The following is a 17947-nucleotide window of genomic DNA, read 5'->3' as shown; positions in this document are numbered from 1 at the left end:
CCCATGGTCCTGACCGCCCACGCGCTCGGCCCGCTGCGCATCCTGCTGGTGGAAGATTCGCCGGAAGATGCCGAGCTGATGTCCGAACAGATTCTGGACGCAGGCCTGGAGGCCCGCTTCGAACGCGTGGAAAGCGCGGGCGAGCTGCGCCAGGCGCTGGCCGGTTTCCTGCCCGACATCGTGCTGTCCGACCTGAGCATGCCGGGCTTTTCCGGCGATGAAGCGCTGCGCATCGTGCGCGAGAGCGCGCCGGATGTGCCCTTCATCTTCGTCTCGGGCACGATGGGCGAAGACAATGCGGTGGAAGCGCTGCAGAAGGGCGCCAACGATTACATCATCAAGCACCAGCCGGCGCGCTTGCCGTCGGCGGTGGCGCGTGCGGTACGCGAGGCACGCAGCGCGGTGGAACGCATGCGCGTGGAAACCGAACTGATGCGCGCGCAGCGCCTGGAAAGCCTGTCGCTGCTGGCGGCGGGGTTGAGCCATGACCTGCGCAACATCCTGCAGCCGCTGCTGATCATGCCGGACCTGTTGAAGGCGCGTACCCAAGACCCGCAGCTGCACCACCTGGCCGATGTGATTGCCGAATGCGGGCGCCGTGGCCATGAGATGGCCGAATCGATGCTGTCGTTCGTGCGCGGTTCGCGCAAGCCCAGCGAACACATCCGCATCGATGACCTGTTCCAGGCGGTGGCGCTGCTGTTGCGCAGCAGCGTGCCCGATGCGGTCACCCTGGATGTACAGGTGCAGGACGAAGGCCTGGCCGTGGACGCCAATTCCACCGAGCTGCAGCAGGTGCTGTTGAACCTGGCGTTGAATGCGATCCAGGCGATGCCCGATGGCGGCCGCCTGAGCCTGGTCGCGCGCCATGATGGCCAGCGCGAGGGCGTGGACTGGATGCGCATTGCCGTGGCCGACGAAGGCATCGGCATGGACGCAGATACGCTGTCGCACCTGTTCAATCCCTTCTTCACCACCAAGGCCGAGGGCACCGGATTGGGCCTGATGTCGTGCAAGCGCATCGTCGAAGGCGCTGGCGGCAGCATCCAGGTCAGCAGCCAGCCGGGGCAGGGCAGCTGTTTCGAGCTGCACCTGCCGATGCACGATCGTGCAGATCGCAGCGAGCCGGTGGAACAGCTGGTGGCGCTGGGCAGTGGCCAATCGATCCTGGTGGTGGATGGTGAAGCCACGCGGCTGTCGCTGCTGGGCAATGCGCTGTCCAGCCAGGGCTACCAGTTGCAGCTGGCTTCCGACGGCCCAGCGGCGTTGCGCTGGATGCAGCAGGAGGCGATGCCGGCGCTGGTGATTGCCGATGCGGGATCGCGGTTGTTGCCGGCCAGCCAGCTGCTGGGCGAAATGGCGGCGTTGGGCTATCGCGGCCCGGCGCTGGTGCTGGAAGAGGCGCAGGTGGACATGCCCGCCGACGATGTTCCGGAAGGCATCCAGGTGCATGTGCTGCGCAAGCCGCTGCAGATGCAGCACGTGTTCCGCGCCGTGGCCGAAGCATTGGGGTGAGCGCAGGCCGCCGGGCATGACCCGGCGCTACCCCGCTTCGCCGCGCGAGGTTTCCCACGGGAACCTGGGCAGGCTCTCCACCGCCTGTTCCAGGCGCCGCGACCAGTTCTGGTGGATGTCGGCGTACAGCGCTGAATCGGCCCCCAGCCGCAACTGCTGGCCGACCCGCAGCTCGCCATCGCGGATCAGCGCCAGATCGATGGGCAGGCCCACCGACAGGTTCGAACGGATGGTGGAATCGAGCGACACGATGGCCGTGCGTGCGGCATCGCCCAGGCGCGTGGCCGGGCTGAGGATGCGGTCCAGGATCGGCTTGCCGTACTTGGATTCGCCGATCTGCAGGTACGGCGTTTCCGGTGAAGCGGCAATCGCGTTGCCCAGCGGGTACACCATGTACAGGCCGGGTCGCTCGCCGGCCACTTGGCCGCCGAAGATCAGCGTGGCCTGGGTGTTGACCCCGTCGTGGCCGTGTTCGGTGTGCTGGCACTTCACCTGGCTGTCCACCAGCAGCTGGCCGACGTAGGCCGCCGCCTCGAACAGGTGGGGCATATCGCGCAGGTTCGGCGTGCGCCGTTCGGCGGCATCGCGGGCCAGCCGCGAGACCAGCAGCTGGGTGGTGGCCAGGTTGCCGGCGGCCATCAGCACGAAGGCGGCCTGGCCGGGGTAGTCGAACACGTGCAGCTTGCGGTGCACGCGCACGTCGTCCAGCGAGGCATTGGTGCGGGTGTCGGCGGCGAAGACCAGGCCCTCATCCACCTCGATTCCAACGCAATAGGTCATGTCGGTGCCCTATCATGTGCGTCCCGGAGTGTAGGCAGGCCGCCGTGATGACGGCATGCCCACGTCCCCCAGAACGCCGCCACCGGAATCGCATGACCACCGTGCTCCTGAGCCTGGGCAGCAACGTCCAGCCCCGCCGCTACCTCCACGCCGCGGTGGCGGCCCTGCGCGAGCGTTTCGGCGCCGTGCGGGTGTCGCCGGCCTACCAGACCGCCGCCGTCGGCTTTGAAGGCCCGGCCTTCCTCAACAACGCCGTGGCGATCGAGACCGACCTGCCGCTGCAGGAACTGGACGACTGGCTGCATGCGCTGGAAGACGCGCATGGGCGCGATCGCAGTGGGCCGCGTTTTTCCGACCGTACGCTGGACATCGACGTGGTGTTCTACGGCGATCTGATCGTGGAAGGCCCCGGCCACCTGCGCATTCCGCGCCCGGAGCTGAAACATGCTTTCGTGCTGAAGCCGCTGGCCGATATCGCGCCGGATTTCATCGACCCGGTCAGTGGCCAGGACCTGGCCACGCTGTGGCGGGCGCACCGGCAGCATGGCGAGGCGTTCGAGGTGGTCGATCTCGCGTAGTGGCGGTTCCCGCTGCGCTCGCCGGGCACGGCCCGGCGCTACCCGCCGCCCGCATCGGTAGCGCCGGGCCATGCCCGGCGGAACGTTCAACTGACGGTGCGGCCGCCATCCACGCGCAGCGTGTGGCCGGTCACGAACTGCGCATCGGCCACCAGCCAGTAGACCGCCTCGGCAATCTCTTCCACGGTGCCGATCCGCGCCAGCGGCGTGCGCGCCAGCAGCGCTTCGCGGGCGAAATCATCCTTGCCCTGTTCCGGCCACAGGATCGCGCCCGGGGCGACCGCGTTCACCCGCACCTTCGGCGCCAGCTCCAGCGCCAGCGAACGGGTGGCCATTTCCAGCGCGGCCTTGGCCATCGTGTAGGCCACGTGGTCGCGCATCGGGTCGGTGCCGTGCAGGTCGGTCAGGTTCACGATGCTGCCGTGCTGGCGGCGCAGGTGCGGTGCGGCGGCCTGGGCCAGCAGCAGCGGGGCGCGTGCGTTCACCGCATACAGTTCGTCCATCGCCTCGGCGGTGACCTGGCCCAGCGGGGTGGCGAAGAAGTTGGAGGCGTTGTTGACCAGCGCGTCCAGGCGGCCGAAGTGGGCCGCCGCCTGGTCCACCAGGTCGGGCAGGGCGGCGGCGTCACGCAGGTCGGCCTGCAGGGCCAGCACGCTGCCGGGGCGGACGTTTTCCAGATCGAAGGCGGCCTGCTGCAGTTCGGCGCTGGATGTATGCGCGTGCAGCACCACCGACCAGCCACAGGCGTGGAACTGGCGGGCAATGGCCGCGCCGATCCGGCGTGCGCTGCCGGTGATCAGGGCCACGGGGGCGGTGTCGCTCATGAGGGTCCTCCAAGGCTCGGCTATCCTGTGCACCATTGTCACCGCATTCGAAGACGCCATGCAGCCCACCTTCCCCCTGCCCGAAGCCGATGCCCTGGCCCACAGCGACCAGCTGGCCGCCGCCCTGCGCGCTGAAATCCTTGCGCAGGGTGGGGCGATGCCGTTCTCCCGCTTCATGGAACTGTGCCTGTACGCGCCGGGCTGGGGCTATTACAGCGCCGGTGCCAGCAAGTTCGGCGGCAGTGGCGATTTCACCACCGCGCCGGAACTGGGCGCGCTGTTCGCCGGCAGCGTGGCCAATGCGCTGGCGCCGGTGTTCGGCCAGCTGGGCGCGCACGCCCGCCTGCTGGAACTGGGCGGTGGCACCGGCGCATTCGCCGAAGCCGTGCTGCTGCGCCTGGCCGAGCTGGATGCCCTGCCGGCGCGCTACGCGATCCTGGAACCCAGTGCCGACCTGCGCCAGCGCCAGCAGCAGCGCCTGCAGCAGAACCTGCCGGCCGAGCTGGCCGCGCGCGTGGAGTGGGTGGACCGCCCGTTCGACGATGACTGGGAAGGCGTGGTGTTCGCCAACGAGGTGATCGACGCGCTGCCCACGCCGCGCTTCCTGGTGAAGGACGGCGAGGTCTATGAAGAAACCGTAGAACTGGATGGCCAGGGCAACTTCATGCGCGGCGCGCAGCCGGCCGATGTGCTGCTGAACGGCGCGGTGCGCCATATCGAGCGCTATCTGGAAAAACCCTTCGCCGAGGGCTATCGCTCCGAAGTGCTGCCGCAGCTGCCGTACTGGCTGCAGGCGGTGGCCGGTGGCCTGCAGCGCGGTGCGATGCTGTTCGTCGATTACGGCTACAGCCGCGCCGAGTTCTACCAGCACGACCGCGATGACGGCACGGTGCGCGCGTTCTACCGCCACCACGTGCACAACGAGGTGTACCGCTGGCCGGGCCTGCAGGACATCACCGCGTCGGTGGATTTCACCGCGATGGCCGAGGCCGGCCTGCACGCCGGCTTCGATCTGGCCGGCTACTGCAGCCAGGCCAGCTTCCTGCTGGGCAATGGCCTGGACCAGGTGCTGGTACTGGCCGAAGAGCGCACCGATGAGGTGGGCCGCATCCAGCTGCGTGACCAGGTGAAGAAGCTGACCTTGCCGACCGAGATGGGCGAGCGCTTCCAGGTGATCGGCCTGCAGCGCGATGTGGATTTCGAGCCGGCCTTCGAACTGGGTGACCTGAGCTGGCGCCTGTGAGTGCGGCGCTGCCGCTGCTCAAACCACTGCGCCGGCCGCGGCTGTGGGCGGCGCTGTGGGCGCTGGCGGTGCTGGTGGTGATCGTGGTCTGCCTGATCCCACCGCCGCCGCTGGACCTGCCGAAGAACAGCGACAAGGTCGAGCACGTCCTGGCCTATTTCATCCTGGCCGGCAGCGCCGTGCAGTTGTTCCGCCGTGGCCGCCCACTGCTGTGGGCGGGCGTGGGCCTGGTGCTGATGGGCGTGTGCATCGAGTTCGCGCAGGGCGCGCTGACCAGCAACCGCAGCGCTGACGCGATGGATGCCATCGCCAACACGATCGGCGTGCTGGCGGGCATGGCCACCACCTTTACCCCGCTGCGCGACCTGCTGCTGCGCTGGCGGGGGTGAGGGATCCTGGCTCGGGGTCAGAGCCCTTTCCTGCGGAAAGGGATCCGACCCCGTAGTAGATCCACGCCATGCGTGGATGGGGGCAACGCGACCCGCGGGGTCAGAGCCCTTTCCTGCGGAAAGGGATCCGACCCCAGGGGCGCTTACCGCAGCGTGGCCTCATCCAGCACCCACATCGCCGGGCGCGTATCACCGGTGAAGTTGATGCACAGATCATCGGTACCGGTGATGCCGGCCGGCAGCGTGGCGTGCAGGGTCACGAAGCCATCGGCATCGGGCTTTTCCGGCAGCGGCACTTCGGCCAGCACCGGGCCGCTGCAGTCGCCGCGGCGGATGCGCATTTCACCGTTCGCGCGCGTGGCTTTTTCGAACTTGCGCGCCGGTTCGTCGTGGGCCAGCTGGAAGTAGTACGGAATGCGCCCGGCACGCACGTCGATGCCGCTGATACCGGCCAGCTGTGCATCGGCCCAGCGCCAGCACGGCTGGAAGATATCCACGTTGAATACGGCACGCTCGCCTTCGCGCGGGCCGTCGTCTTCCAGGCGCAGCACCAGGCCCTTTTCGCCCACGCAGCTGAGCAGCTGCTGGCTGCGGCGACTCAGCAGCGACTGCGCGCTGTAGTCGACCACGGTGGGCGCAGCGGCCAGCATCTGGCCCTGGTAGAACGCGGCCGCCTGCACGCTGGCCGGCAGCTTCTCGGTCAGCGGCGTGGTGTACAGCGGCGACTGCGCGGTCACCGGCTTGCCATCGGTGCGGTAACGCACCTCGTAGCCCAGCGGGTTGGACAGCGACACCGTTACCGTGTTGGCGGCGCGGTTGTCGGTCTGGCCCACGGCCACCTGGAACGGCGTCTGGGCGTAGGCCAGGCCCCAGGCACGGTAGCGCTGCAGCTGCGCCGGCAGGCGGGCCAGGAAATCGCGGAAATCACGCTGCGCGACCGGGCTCCAGCCGGTTTCGGCCACCGCCGCCAGGCGCGGGAACAGGTTGTGCTGCAGGCGCGCGTAGCTGCGCGTGTGCTCGGTGAACATGTTCGCCTGCAGGCCCAGGATGTGCCCGCGCTTGTCGGCGGCCAGTTCGGCCGGCACCGGCTCGAAGGCGTACAGCTTGGCCAGGTTCACCTGTGCCGGGCGGCCCGGCGGTTCGTTCGGCGAAGCCGTCTGCAGGTAATCCAGGTACAGGTGGGTGACCGGCGACATGATCACGTCGTGGCCGGCGCTGGCCGCGGCCAGGCCGCCTTCGGTGCCGCGCCAGGACATCACCGTGGCCTGCGGCGGCAGCCCGCCTTCGAGGATCTCGTCCCAGCCGATCAGGCGGCGGTCGTGTTCTTCCAGAAAGGTTTCCAGGCGCTTGATGATGTGGCTCTGCATGGCCATCTCATCCTTGATGCCCAGCTGGCGCATGCGCTGCTGCACGCGCGCCGAGGCGATCCACTGGTCTTTCACTGCTTCGTCGCCGCCCACGTGCACGTAGCGCGCGGGGAACAGCGCGATCACTTCTTCCAGCACGTTTTCCAGGAACTGCACCGTGCTGTCTTCGGTATTGAACAGGTTGGGGAACACGCCCCACTCGCTGATCGGCTGCAGCGGCGTGCTGATCGAGCCGAGTTCGGGATAGGCCGCAATGGCGGCGGTGGCGTGGCCGGGCACGTCGATTTCCGGAATCACCTGGATATGCAGCTTGGCCGCATAGGCAATCACTTCGCGGATCTGGTCCTGGGTGTAGTAGCCGCAGTACGGGTACTGCTTGCCGCTGACCGGATCGATGCCGCCATCGCCGGCGGGCAGGCGGCAGCTGCCGACGCTGGTCAGCTTCGGGTAGCGCTTGATTTCCATGCGCCAGCCCTGGTCGTCGGTCAGGTGCCAATGGAAGGTGTTGAGCTTGTGCGCGGCCATCGCATCGAGCACGCGCTTGATCTCGTCCAGGCTCTGGAAATGGCGCGCCGAATCGAGCATGAAACCGCGCCAGCTGAAGCGCGGTTCGTCGGAAATCTGCACGGCCGGCAGTACGCCGTTGCTGCCGCCGGTGGCCAGCTGGGCCAGGGTGGTGGCGCCGTAGAACAGGCCGGTCTCGTTGCCGGCCTGCACCCGCACGCCCTGTGCGTTGCTTTCCAGCGTGTAGCTTTCGCCGCTGTCGCGGAAGGTCGGCACGATCTGGAACTGGATGCTGCCCGTGTTCGCTACTGCGCCCTCACGCGCTGCGGCCAGGCGCGGGCCACCGCTGCGCGCCAGCAGGTCGGCAAACTGCGCGGCCACCCGCTGTGCGGCTTCGCCGTCGGCCAGCAGTGGGGTGTCGGCACGCACGGTGATACCCGCGCCGGTGCCGCGCTGTACCCGCGCCGGCGCGGGAATCAGCATCAGGCTGCCAGCACGCAGTTGCGGGCCGGGGCCCGAATCCAGGGCCGGCGCATCGGCGGCCAGCGCCGGCAGGGCCGCGAACAGGGTGCCCAGCAGCAGCGGGGCAAGCGGGGAAAATCGCATCGTGTCACTCCTGTGGTGGGCGGCCTGCAGTGGCCGCCGCGCAGGCGCCTGTGCGGGCGCCCACCGGTATCCCATCGTACGACGGGCCCGGAAGACCGGGCCCGTCGCGCGTGTTGCACTGCGCTGGCTTAGAACTTGAAGTGCACGGTGGCCATGTAGCGGCGGCCACTCTTGTACTTGCCGGCCAGGTGTTCCTTGTCGCCCAGGTACTGGAAGTAGGTCTCGTCCAGCAGGTTCTGCGCGTCGATGTTCAACGACCAGTTGTCGTTGAAGGTGTAACCGAAGCTGGCACCCAGTTCAGCGTAGTCATCCACGCTGGCCGGGGCCGCACCGGCCACGTAGCCACCGGCCAGGTAGCTGTCGCGCCAGTTGTAGGTCAGGCGGGCATTCACCGGGCCCTTTTCGAAGTACGGGCTGAGCGCGATGGCGTTGCGCGACTGGTAGGGCAGCGGATCGCCGGTGTTGTTCTCACCGTTGGCATAGGTGTAGTTGGCGGTCAGGCCGAAGCCGCTTTCACCGAAGGGCTGCTGCAGGCTGATGTTGAAGCCCTTCACGTGGCCGCTGCCGGCGTTGCGCGGGCGCTGGATGCTGTAATCGCAGTAACCGTCGGCGGTGCAGCCGTTGGTACCGACGATGTTCGCCCAGGTGGCCGGCGAGGTATCGCGGATCGAGTTGTACTGGCGCTCGATGGTGGCCGAGGTGTCGATGTAGTTGTCGATCTTCTTGTAGAACACCGACCACGCCACCACCGACTGCGGTGCGTAGTAGTACTCGGCCGACGCGTTGAAGTTCCACGACTCGTACGGCGACAGGTCGGCGTTGCCGCCCGAGCCGGTCAGGGTGGTGTCATTGAGGAAGGTGTTGTTGACCATCTGGTTGTACGGCGCCCAGGCGATCACCTTCGCCGCGGCGAAGCGGAACACCCAGTCATTGTCGGTGTCCCAGGCCAGGCTCAGCGACGGCAGCACGAAGTCTTCCTTCTTGGTGCGGGTCTGCCACTTGCTGTCCAGGTCGGTCAGGGTGGGGGTGCCACCGTAGACGAAGCCGCTGCCTTCGGTCTTGGAATCGACGTAGCGCACGCCCAGGTTGCCGCGCAGCGGCCCGTTGGAGAAGTTCAACTGCGCGTAGGCGGCGTTGTTGGTCTGGGTGAGCGCCCAGCTGTTGTTGAGGTAGCTGGCCGGATCGGGGTTGCTGTAGTCGATCGGGCTGTTGCGCACCCAGTTCAACACGTTGTCACGGCCGGCCTGCACGTGGCGGCCCTGGTCCACGGTGAAGCCCTGGATGTCGGTCAGGCCGATGGTACCGACGTCGGCCAGGGTGCCCGGGGTCACGCCGCCATACACGTTCAGGGTGAAGGCTTCATCGTGCTTGCCATGGCGCACGCCGAACTGCAGCTGGTTGAAGATGCTGTCGAACTGCACGTTGAAGTCGAGCTGGGCGTAGGTGTCCTTGCTCTCGGTGGAGAACACGCCGTTGTTGCCGAACCAGCCACCGGCCGAACCCCAGTTGGCCGGATCGCGGGCACCGGCCGGGTCATCGAAGGTGATGCCCTTGTCCATGTTCCAGCTGTAGCCACCGTTGTAGAACGGTTCGATGAAGTACTGCGCCAGGTCCTTGTTCTCCGACTTGCTCTGGCCGACCTGGCCGCTGACGCCCCACGATTCGCTCTTCCATGCGCCGCGCAGGTCCACGCCCTTGGTGGTCACCTCGGACAGGCGCACGTTGTTGTCATAGATCAGCGTGCCGCTGTTGGCGGTGGCGCTGGCATCGGAATGGCCGCTGGTGGCCACGCCGTTGCGCACGGTGCCCAGCTGGTCCACCGCGTTCACGGTGCCCGGGTTCCAGGTCAGGAAGGAATAGAGCGACTGGTTGTAGTTGTCGAACTTTTCCTTGATGTACAGGCCGCTCAGGTTGAACTCGAGTTCGTCGGTCGGCTTGAACTGCAGGTTGACCACGGCGCTGTCGCGCTTGCGTTCCTGCTGGAACCAGGCGGCGTTGAACGAGTTCGGCACGTCCACGTCGGCGGCCACGCCGGTCGCGTTGGCGAAGGTGCTGGCCTTTACGTAGCCGAACACTTCCTTGCCCTGGCGGTCCACGGCTTCTTCATAGTGCTGCGCCGACACGGCCACGCCGAAGGTCTCGGCATCGTTCTTCCAGCTGTACAGCACGGCCGCGTTCGGCTTGCCTTCACTGGCCTGCTGGCTGTAGCTGTAGCCCACCGAAGCGGCCACTTCGTTCTGCTTCATGTCCAGCGGCTGGCGGGTGTGCATCAGCACGGTGCCGCCCAGGCTGCCTTCGGTCAGGCGCGCTTCGGAGGACTTGATGATTTCAGCGCGGCCCAGGATCTGCGGCGCCAGCAGGGTGTAGTCGAAGCCGCGGTTGGGCTGTTCGCCGTACAGCCAGATGGCCTGCGCCACCGGGTGGTTGTCCAGGAAGGACAGGTTGAGGCTGGGATCGGTGCCGTCGATGCTGACACGCTCGCCCTGGCCGAAGCGACGGTCCAGGGTCACGCCCGGAATCTGCGACAGCGCTTCGGCGACGTTGGTGCTGGGGAACTTGCCGATGTCTTCGGCGGTGATCGCTTCAGACACACCCACGTTGTTGCGCTTGGTGTCCAGCGACTTTTCCAGGCTGGCACGGATACCCACCACCTGCACGGTGTCCAGGTCCTGCGGGGTCGTTTGCTGTGCATGCGCCGAGAAGGCGAGGCAGCCGACGATGGCTGCCGAAAGCAGAGTCTTGCGGGTGTTCATGATGTCTCTCCTCATCACTGGGTTGCGGTGTCGGCGGCGTGCGGTAGGTAGGAACGCGCACGGCTGCCTCTGCAGCAACCTGCGCGGTGGTGCGGATACAGCGCGTACAGCGTGTTGCGTACTGCGTATTGCCGATCAGGCGGGGTGGTGCAGCAGGAACCAGCTGGCGGCGCCGATCACGCCCAGCTGCCCATGCTCGACCACCTTCACCGGGATGCGTGCCAGCGCTTCGCCCATCGGCCCCTTCTGCAGGTAGCGTTCGACGAAGGTGCTGGCGCGCAGGTATTCGCGGATCTGCGGCAGGATGCCGCCGGCCAGGTACACGCCACCGTGGGCGCCGTAGAACAGCGCCATGTCGCCGATGGTGCTGCCCAGCAGGCCGCAGAACACATCCAGCGCCTGCCGTGCGTGTGCATCGCTGCCGGACATGGCCGCCGCGGTCACCGCGTCGGGGCTGGCCAGCTGCGGGGCATCGCCCTGCAGGGCGCAGACAGCGTGGTACAGGTTCATCAGGCCGGGGCCGGACAGGGCGTGTTCGATCGACACATGCGCACGCTCGCGCTGCATGTGGCGCACGATGTCCATTTCCAGCGCGGTGCTGGCCGCCAGGGTGGGCTGGCCGGCTTCGGTGGCCAGGACCACCGGGCCGTTCGCGGTGGGAATCCACAACGCCGCGCCCAGGCCGGTGCCGGGGCCGACCACCAGGGTCGGGCCGCGCGCGGCGCTTTCGGGCCCGCACAGGTGCAGCACGCCGCTGGCATCGACCTGCGCGGCGGCATAGGCCACTGCTTCGAAGTCGTTGACGATGTGCACGCGCTGCACGCCCACCTCGGCTTCGATCTGCCGCGCCGACAACGGCCAGGGCACGTTGGCGGTGATCACCGTGCCGTCTTCGCGGGCGTAGCCGGCGGTGGCCACCACGCAGTGCGCGGGGCGGGCGTCGTCGCCCAGGAAGTCGGAAAGGATGGCGGCCAGGCCGGCATGGTCGGCGTTGCGGTACTTGCGGTAGTCCAGCACCTGCACCGGATGGGCGGCATCGCCGCTGGCCTGCACCCGGGCCACGCGCACATGGGTGCCACCGACGTCAGCGGCCAGGAACGAGGGCGCGTGACGGGAAAGCACATGGGCCGGGGCGGGATGGCTGGCGGTCACGCGGGCTCCTGCTGCAGGTGGGTACCGGGCCCACGAAAGACCCGGCGATGGGGCGGAGTCTGTAACTGCGCTGACAACGATGTCAACGAGTTCGTGACACTTTCGTTGCTGCGACGCAACGAATCAAGTGCCGGGTAAACGTTTACACCGCGTGATGGTCGTTCGGTCCCGCAGGCCGTTGTCTCACAAGCGTCAAGGCCTGTCGCCCATTCAGCGGGATTGCCTCGGGTGTCCTTGCGCAGTGCAGCACCCGCGCGAACCGGTGCAGATTGGAAGTTGACAAACCGCCGCCGTCCATCGAAAGAATGTGACAACGTTGTTCCCAGCCACTCTCCGACGCCGCGTTCTGCGGCCGTCGCCGCAGGAGCCCTCCTGATGTCCGCCGTCCCCGCTGCAAGCGCGCGCCCGAACGTGGCCACCTCCATCGCCATCGTCGGCGTGTTGTTCTTCCTGATCGGCTTCTTCACCTGGCTCAACGGCCCGTTGATCACCTTCGTCAAGCTCGCCTTCGAGCTCAGCGAGGTCGGCGCCTTCCTGGTGCTGATGGTGTTCTACCTGTCCTACTTCTTCCTGGCGCTGCCCTCGTCGTGGATCCTGCGCCGCACTGGCATGAAGAAGGGCCTGAGCCTGAGCCTGCTGGTGATGGCCGGTGGCGCGGCACTGTTCGGCGAATTCGCCACCCAGCGCTGGTACCCCGGCGCACTGGGCGGCCTGTTCGTGATCGGCAGCGGCCTGGCGTTGCTGCAGACGGCCATCAACCCGTACATCTCCATCCTGGGGCCGATTGAAACGGCGGCGCGGCGCATTGCGTTGATGGGCATCTGCAACAAGATCGCCGGCATCCTGGCGCCGATCCTGATCGGCACGGTGGTGCTGCATGGCATTGGCGATCTGGACGTGCAGGTGCAGGCGGCCGATGCCGCGACCAAGGCCGTGCTGCTGAACCAGTTCGCCGCCAAGATCCACGCCCCGTACCTGGCCATGGCGGCGCTGCTGGTGGTGCTGGCGGTGGCGGTACTGTTCTCGCCGTTGCCGGAAATCAAATCGTCCGAAGCCAACGCCACGCCGGTGGCCGCCGGTGCGGTCGAGCGCCGCAGCATCTTCCAGTTCCCGCACCTGTGGCTGGGCGTGCTGTGCCTGTTCGTGTACGTGGGCGTGGAAGTGATGGCCGGTGATGCCATCGGCACCTACGGTCATGGCTTCAACCTGCCGCTGGACGAGACCAAGATGTTCACCGCCTTCACCCTGGGCGCCATGCTGGTCGGTTACGTGGTCGGCCTGCTGGTGATTCCGCGGGTGGTGTCGCAGTCGCGCTACCTGACCCTGTCGGCGGTGCTGGGCGTGGTGTTCTGCCTGGGCGCGTGGGCAACGCACGGCTATGTGTCGGTGGCCTTCGTGGCCCTGCTGGGCTTTGCCAACGCCATGATGTGGCCGGCCATCTTCCCGCTGGCCATCCGCGGCCTGGGGCGTTTCACCGAAACCGGTTCGGCCCTGCTGGTGATGGGTATTGCCGGTGGCGCGATCATTCCGCAGCTGTTCGCCCTGCTCAAGCAGCACATCGATTTCCAGCTCACCTTCGTGCTGCTGATGGTGCCCTGCTACCTGTACATCCTGTTCTATTCGGTGGTGGGCCACCGCGTGGGCCTGCCGCAGGACCGGGGCTGATCGGCGATGATGGACGGCAGCCAACCCCAGGAAAAACCGATGCGCAGAGCGACCATCAAGGACGTTGCCGAAAAGGCCAAGGTTTCGCTGAAGACGGTGTCGCGGGTGATCAACAACGAGCCCTCGGTGATGCAGGCCACCCGCGCGCGGGTGCTGCGTGCCATCGCCGAGCTGGACTACGAACCCGATCCGTCCGCGCGCAACCTGCGCAGCGGCACCACCTTCGTGATCGGGCTGGTGTATGACAACCCCAACCCGTACCACATCATCGGCGTGCAGAACGGTGTGCTGGCGGCCTGCCGCGAAACCGGCTTCGGCCTGCAGATCCACCCCTGCGATTCCAGTTCGCCGCTGCTGGCCGACGAGCTGGCCGACTGGGTGCAGCGCTCGCGCCTGGCCGGGCTGGTACTGACCGCCCCGATGTCCGAGCGCCGCGACCTGATCCAGGCGCTGACCGCGCGCGGCATCAAGCTGGTGCGCATCATTGCCGCCACCGAAGACCCGGCCGATGGTGCCTGCGTGTTCGTGGACGACCGCGAGGCCGCCTACGAGATCACCGAGCACCTGATCCAGCTCGGCCACCAGCGCATCGGCTTCCTCTGGGGCGGCACCTCGCACCGTTCTTCCGGCGAACGTTATGCCGGTTACGAGGCGGCCCTGAAGGACTACGGCATGACCGTGGACAAGCACCTGGTGGTGCAGGGCGATTACACCTTCGACGATGGTTTCCGCGGTGCGCGCCGCCTGCTGGCGCTGCGCGAACCGCCCACCGCCATCTTCGGTTCCAACGATGAAATCGCCGCCGGTGTGCTGGCCGCGGCCAAGTCGGCCGGCATGAGCGTGCCCTACGACCTGTCCATCGCCGGCTTCGAGGACAGCCCGTTCTCGCGCCAGTCGTGGCCGCCGCTGACCACCGCCAAGCAGGCCACTGAAGACATCGCCCGCCACGCCGCGCGCCTGCTGATCGGCCAGTTGCGCAGCGATGCCTACGATGAGGCGCCCGCGTCGCTGCACAACCAGGGCTTCGTGCCGCAGCTGGTGGTGCGCGGTTCCACTGCGCCGATGCGCCCGTCCGGCGCCCGTCCCCTTCCTTCCGAACCCGCCTGAGCCCGCCATGTCGCTGTCAGACCCCACCGCCACCCTGATGTTTGCCGAAGCCGCCGAAGCGGCCGATGTGGTCGCACGCCAGTTCGCCCGCAACCACGCCACCATGGAAACCCTGGCCGCCAGCCTTCGCGCGGCGCCGCCGCCGTTCGTGGTGACCTGTGCGCGCGGCAGTTCCGATCATGCCGCCACCTACGGCAAGTACCTGCTGGAAACCCAGCTGGGTCTGGTGGTGGCCTCCGCGTCGCCATCGGTGGGTTCGGTCTATGCCGCACCGCTGCAGTTGCGCGGCGCGCTGTTCATCGTCATTTCGCAGTCGGGCAAGAGCCCGGACCTGCTGCGCAATGCCGAGGCCGCCAAGGCCGCCGGCGCACGCGTGGTGGCGCTGGTGAACGTGGAAGATTCGCCGCTGGCGCAGCTGGCCGACACGGTCATTCCGCTGCACGCCGGTGCTGAAAAGAGCGTGGCCGCGACCAAGAGCTACCTGGCCTCGCTGGCCGCGCTGCTGCAACTGGCCGCGTACTGGAAGCAGGACAGCGCCCTGCGCAATGCGCTGGACCTGCTGCCCGATGCGCTGCGCGAAGCGTGGCAGTGCGACTGGACGGCGCTGACCGACGGTCTGGTCGAGGCGCACAACCTGTTCGTGCTGGGCCGTGGCCTGGGTCTGGGCGCAGCACAGGAAGCCGCGCTCAAGTTCAAGGAAACCTGCAGCCTGCATGCCGAAGCCTATAGTTCGGCCGAAGTGAAGCATGGCCCGATGGCGCTGGTGGACCGCGGTTTCCCGGTGCTGGCCTTCGCCCAGCCCGATGAAACCGGCGCCGGCACCCGTGCGGTGGTGGATGAATTCAGCGCACGCGGCGCGCAGGTGTGGCTGGCCGGTGCCGGTGGCAACCTGCCGGTGGCGGCAGCACCGCACCCGCTGTGCGCGCCGCTGCTGACCGTGCAGAGCTTCTACCGCGCGATCAATGCGCTGGCCCTGCGCCGCGGCTTCAACCCGGATCTGCCGCCGCATCTGAACAAGGTTACGGAGACGGTGTGATGGCCGCTGCCCCGCGCAAACAGGTGCTGCGCAACGCGCGCATCCTGACCGGCGATGATTTCCGCGACGATCTGGCGGTCGTGGTCGAAGACGGGCGCATCACCGCGCTGCTGCCCGATGCCGCCCCGCAGCTGGGCGCCGCCGGTGAACAGGTGGACCTGGGCGGCGGCTGGCTGCTGCCCGGCTTCATCGACGTGCAGGTGAACGGCGGTGGCGGCGCACTGTTCAACAACACGCCGGACGTGGCCGCGCTGCGCACGATCGCGCAGGCACACCGGCGCTTCGGTACCACCGCCATGCTGCCGACGCTGATCAGCGACGACCTGGGCGTGATGCGCGAGGCCATCGCGGCAATGCGCGATGCCATCGCGCAGGGCGTGCCGGGGGTGATCGGCATCCATCTGGAAGGCCCGTACATCGCCCCGGCGCGCAAGGGCACCCACGATGCCAGCAAGTTCCGCGTGCCCGATGCCGAGGAAATCGCGCTGGCCGCTTCGCTGGACAACGGCGTGACCCTGCTGACCCTGGCCCCCGAGCGGGTGCCGCTGGAGTCGATCCGGGCACTGGTGGAACGCGGGGTGATCGTGGCCGCTGGGCATACCGCCGGCAGTTATGAAGAGATCCGCGCCGGCCTGGATGCCGGCGTGCGTGGCTTCACCCACCTGTACAACGCAATGTCACCGCTGCAGGGGCGCGAGCCCGGTGCGGTGGGTGCCGCGCTGGAAGACCGCGACAGCTGGATCGGCATCATCGTCGATGGTGTGCACGTGCACCCGGCCAGCCTGCGCGTGGCGCTGGCAGCCAAGCCGCGCGGGCGCCTGCTGCTGGTGACCGACGCCATGCCGCCGGTCGGTGCCGATGACCCCAGCTACGTGCTGTACGGCGAAACCATCACCGCCGTGGATGGCGTGGTGCGCAACGCGGCCGGTGCGCTGGCCGGTTCGGCGCTGGACATGGCCACGGCCGTGCGCAACACCGTGCAGTTGCTCGGCCAGCCGCTGGCCGAGGCCGCGCGCATGGCCTCGACCTACCCGGCGCAGTTCCTGAACGTGGATGATCGCCTGGGCCACATCGCCGAGGGCTACCAGGCCGACCTGGTGCTGCTGGACGATGCATTGCAGGTGCGCGGCACCTGGATTGCCGGGCAGTACGAGGCCGCGTGATGGGCGCGGCGGCGTCGGCACGGCTGGGCTCGATCGACGCGCTGCGTGGCCTGACCGTGGCCGGCATGCTGCTGGTCAACAACCCCGGTGACTGGGGCGCGGTGTTTGCGCCGTTGCGCCATGCCGAGTGGCATGGCTGCACGCCCACCGACCTGGTGTTTCCGTTCTTCCTGTTCCTGGTGGGCGTATCGATGGCCTTCAGTGTGGCCCCGCGTGCGCAGGACCGTGCCGCGCGCCCGGCGTTGGCCAAGGGCGTGCTGGAGCGCGCGCTGCGCATCGCCATTGCCGGGGTGCTGCTGCACCTGCTGGTGTGGTGGGCGCTGCATACTCATCACTTCCGCATCTGGGGGGTGCTGCAGCGCATCGCGCTGTGTGCGGCGCTGGTGGGCGTGCTGGCGGTGTATGCGCGGCCACGCACGCAGCTGGCGCTGCTGGTCGGCCTGCTGGTGGGCTACGCGGTGCTGCTGCTGGGCAGCGGCGATCTGGCGCCGTTTACCAATCCGGCCAGCCGCTTGGATACCGCGTGGTTTGCGCCGTGGATCTACCAATGGCAGGCCGACACCGGTCTGGGTCACGACCCGGAAGGCCTGCTGAGCAGCCTGGGCGCGCTGGCCACCACCGTGCTCGGCCTGCTGGCCGGTGGCCTGCTGCGCGCCGGCCGTGGCGCTGCACTGGCCGGGGTGGGCGTGGCCTGTGCCGTGCTGGGTCTGCTGCTGGCAACGGTACTGCCGTTGAACAAGCAGCTGTGGACGTCGAGCTACGTGCTGTGGACCGGTGGTCTGGCCGCGTTGGCGCTGTGGCTGGGGCATGTGTTGATTGACCGCCGCGGTTGGCCTGCGCTGGGGCGCCGTTTCGGCGTGAACGCGATTACCGCCTACCTGGGCGCATCGGTGATGTCGGTGGTCTTGCTGGCCAGCGGGGCGTGGGGCTGGGTGTGGCAGCAGCTGTCCACGGCGATGCCGGGGGCGCTGGCGTTGGCGTCGCTGCTGCAGGCGGCGGCGTTCGTGGCGCTGTGGTGGGGCGTGGTGTGGTGGCTGGACCGGCGTCGCATTTATTTGAAGATATGAGCGGGGTGGGGTTGGCGGGTGGAGCATCCACGAATGGCGTGGATCTACTGGCCGTGCGGGGGTAGGCGCATCCACGCATGGCGTGGATCTACTGGCCGTGCGGGGGTAGGCGCATCCACGCATGGCGTGGATCTACTGGCCGTGCGGGGGGAGGCGCATCCACGCATGGCGTGGATCTACGGCCCGTGGGGATTGCGT

Annotated in this window: 14 protein-coding genes; 9 read left to right on the top strand and 5 right to left on the bottom strand. The window is 67.9% G+C overall.

Annotated features, from left to right (window positions below):
* The first annotated feature begins 3 nt into the window (after positions 1 to 3).
* Positions 4 to 1515, top strand: coding sequence for an ATP-binding protein (locus C1930_RS16970; RefSeq protein WP_108772251.1), 1512 nt, complete (start codon positions 4 to 6; stop codon positions 1513 to 1515).
* Between the two features lie 27 nt (positions 1516 to 1542).
* Here the strand turns inward: C1930_RS16970 and C1930_RS16965 are convergent, their stop codons facing one another.
* Positions 1543 to 2295, bottom strand: coding sequence for a 20S proteasome subunit A/B (locus tag C1930_RS16965; protein WP_108757175.1), 753 nt, complete (start codon positions 2293 to 2295; stop codon positions 1543 to 1545).
* A gap of 92 nt (positions 2296 to 2387) precedes the next feature.
* Here C1930_RS16965 and folK point away from each other — a divergent pair, with 92 nt between their 5' ends.
* Positions 2388 to 2873 (top strand): 2-amino-4-hydroxy-6-hydroxymethyldihydropteridine diphosphokinase, encoded by a 486-nt coding sequence (gene folK / locus C1930_RS16960; protein WP_108757174.1) that lies wholly within the window; start codon positions 2388 to 2390, stop codon positions 2871 to 2873.
* Between the two features lie 86 nt (positions 2874 to 2959).
* Here folK and C1930_RS16955 read toward each other — a convergent pair whose 3' ends face one another.
* Entirely contained in the window at positions 2960 to 3697 is a 738-nt protein-coding gene (locus tag C1930_RS16955) for a pteridine reductase (RefSeq protein ID WP_108757173.1), read from the bottom strand.
* A gap of 58 nt (positions 3698 to 3755) precedes the next feature.
* Here C1930_RS16955 and C1930_RS16950 point away from each other — a divergent pair, with 58 nt between their 5' ends.
* Both C1930_RS16950 and C1930_RS16945 read left to right on the top strand, forming a co-directional pair.
* Positions 3756 to 4940: an SAM-dependent methyltransferase gene (locus C1930_RS16950; protein WP_108754163.1), complete on the top strand. Its 1185-nt coding sequence runs from the start codon at positions 3756 to 3758 to the stop codon at positions 4938 to 4940.
* Positions 4937 to 5329, top strand: a complete 393-nt coding sequence (locus tag C1930_RS16945) for a VanZ family protein (RefSeq protein ID WP_108757172.1) — start codon at positions 4937 to 4939, stop codon at positions 5327 to 5329. Before C1930_RS16950 ends, C1930_RS16945 begins: the two co-directional genes overlap by 4 nt.
* A gap of 143 nt (positions 5330 to 5472) precedes the next feature.
* Here C1930_RS16945 and C1930_RS16940 read toward each other — a convergent pair whose 3' ends face one another.
* From C1930_RS16940 to C1930_RS16930, 3 genes are all read right to left on the bottom strand, one after another.
* On the bottom strand, positions 5473 to 7806 hold the full coding sequence (locus C1930_RS16940) for a family 20 glycosylhydrolase (protein WP_108772250.1): 2334 nt from the start codon (positions 7804 to 7806) through the stop codon (positions 5473 to 5475).
* Between the two features lie 128 nt (positions 7807 to 7934).
* Positions 7935 to 10559, bottom strand: a complete 2625-nt coding sequence (locus C1930_RS16935; RefSeq protein ID WP_108757170.1) for a TonB-dependent receptor — start codon at positions 10557 to 10559, stop codon at positions 7935 to 7937.
* A 135-nt stretch (positions 10560 to 10694) separates the two neighbouring features.
* Positions 10695 to 11711 carry a glucokinase family protein gene (locus C1930_RS16930; RefSeq protein WP_108772249.1) on the bottom strand — a complete coding sequence of 339 codons (1017 nt, stop codon included), beginning with the start codon at positions 11709 to 11711 and terminating at the stop codon, positions 10695 to 10697.
* A 375-nt stretch (positions 11712 to 12086) separates the two neighbouring features.
* Here C1930_RS16930 and C1930_RS16925 point away from each other — a divergent pair, with 375 nt between their 5' ends.
* The 5 genes from C1930_RS16925 to C1930_RS16905 are packed head-to-tail and all read left to right on the top strand — an operon-like array spanning position 12087 to position 17749.
* A complete protein-coding gene (locus C1930_RS16925; RefSeq protein ID WP_108757168.1) occupies positions 12087 to 13376 on the top strand; it encodes a sugar MFS transporter in 1290 nt (429 codons plus the stop codon).
* Positions 13377 to 13415: 39 nt separating this feature from the next.
* Entirely contained in the window at positions 13416 to 14483 is a 1068-nt protein-coding gene (locus tag C1930_RS16920) for a LacI family DNA-binding transcriptional regulator (protein ID WP_108757167.1), read from the top strand.
* A 7-nt stretch (positions 14484 to 14490) separates the two neighbouring features.
* Complete coding sequence (locus C1930_RS16915; RefSeq protein WP_108754157.1) at positions 14491 to 15519, top strand: SIS domain-containing protein; 1029 nt, start codon at positions 14491 to 14493, stop codon at positions 15517 to 15519.
* Positions 15519 to 16682, top strand: a complete 1164-nt coding sequence (nagA, locus tag C1930_RS16910; RefSeq protein WP_108772248.1) for an N-acetylglucosamine-6-phosphate deacetylase — start codon at positions 15519 to 15521, stop codon at positions 16680 to 16682. The genes C1930_RS16915 and nagA overlap by 1 nt, the downstream gene beginning before the upstream one ends.
* Positions 16682 to 17749: a heparan-alpha-glucosaminide N-acetyltransferase domain-containing protein gene (locus C1930_RS16905; protein WP_108772247.1), complete on the top strand. Its 1068-nt coding sequence runs from the start codon at positions 16682 to 16684 to the stop codon at positions 17747 to 17749. Before nagA ends, C1930_RS16905 begins: the two co-directional genes overlap by 1 nt.
* The last annotated feature ends 198 nt before the right edge of the window (positions 17750 to 17947 follow it).

Source organism: Stenotrophomonas sp. SAU14A_NAIMI4_8, assembly GCF_003086695.1.
GTDB lineage: Bacteria > Pseudomonadota > Gammaproteobacteria > Xanthomonadales > Xanthomonadaceae > Stenotrophomonas.
Note: the sequence above shows the minus strand (reverse complement) of the source record. Positions and strands in the feature narration are given on the sequence as shown.

Excerpts from the sequence above, each read along its gene's own strand:
- C1930_RS16970 (WP_108772251.1), top strand. The coding sequence starts at position 4 with ATGGTCCTGACCGCCCACGCGCTCGGCCCGCTGCGCATCCTGCTGGTG.
- C1930_RS16965 (WP_108757175.1), bottom strand. The coding sequence starts at position 2,295 with ATGACCTATTGCGTTGGAATCGAGGTGGATGAGGGCCTGGTCTTCGCC.
- folK (WP_108757174.1), top strand. The coding sequence starts at position 2,388 with ATGACCACCGTGCTCCTGAGCCTGGGCAGCAACGTCCAGCCCCGCCGC.
- C1930_RS16955 (WP_108757173.1), bottom strand. The coding sequence starts at position 3,697 with ATGAGCGACACCGCCCCCGTGGCCCTGATCACCGGCAGCGCACGCCGG.
- C1930_RS16950 (WP_108754163.1), top strand. The coding sequence starts at position 3,756 with ATGCAGCCCACCTTCCCCCTGCCCGAAGCCGATGCCCTGGCCCACAGC.
- C1930_RS16940 (WP_108772250.1), bottom strand. The coding sequence starts at position 7,806 with ATGCGATTTTCCCCGCTTGCCCCGCTGCTGCTGGGCACCCTGTTCGCG.
- C1930_RS16935 (WP_108757170.1), bottom strand. The coding sequence starts at position 10,559 with ATGAACACCCGCAAGACTCTGCTTTCGGCAGCCATCGTCGGCTGCCTC.
- C1930_RS16925 (WP_108757168.1), top strand. The coding sequence starts at position 12,087 with ATGTCCGCCGTCCCCGCTGCAAGCGCGCGCCCGAACGTGGCCACCTCC.
- C1930_RS16920 (WP_108757167.1), top strand. The coding sequence starts at position 13,416 with ATGCGCAGAGCGACCATCAAGGACGTTGCCGAAAAGGCCAAGGTTTCG.
- C1930_RS16915 (WP_108754157.1), top strand. The coding sequence starts at position 14,491 with ATGTCGCTGTCAGACCCCACCGCCACCCTGATGTTTGCCGAAGCCGCC.
- nagA (WP_108772248.1), top strand. The coding sequence starts at position 15,519 with ATGGCCGCTGCCCCGCGCAAACAGGTGCTGCGCAACGCGCGCATCCTG.
- C1930_RS16905 (WP_108772247.1), top strand. The coding sequence starts at position 16,682 with ATGGGCGCGGCGGCGTCGGCACGGCTGGGCTCGATCGACGCGCTGCGT.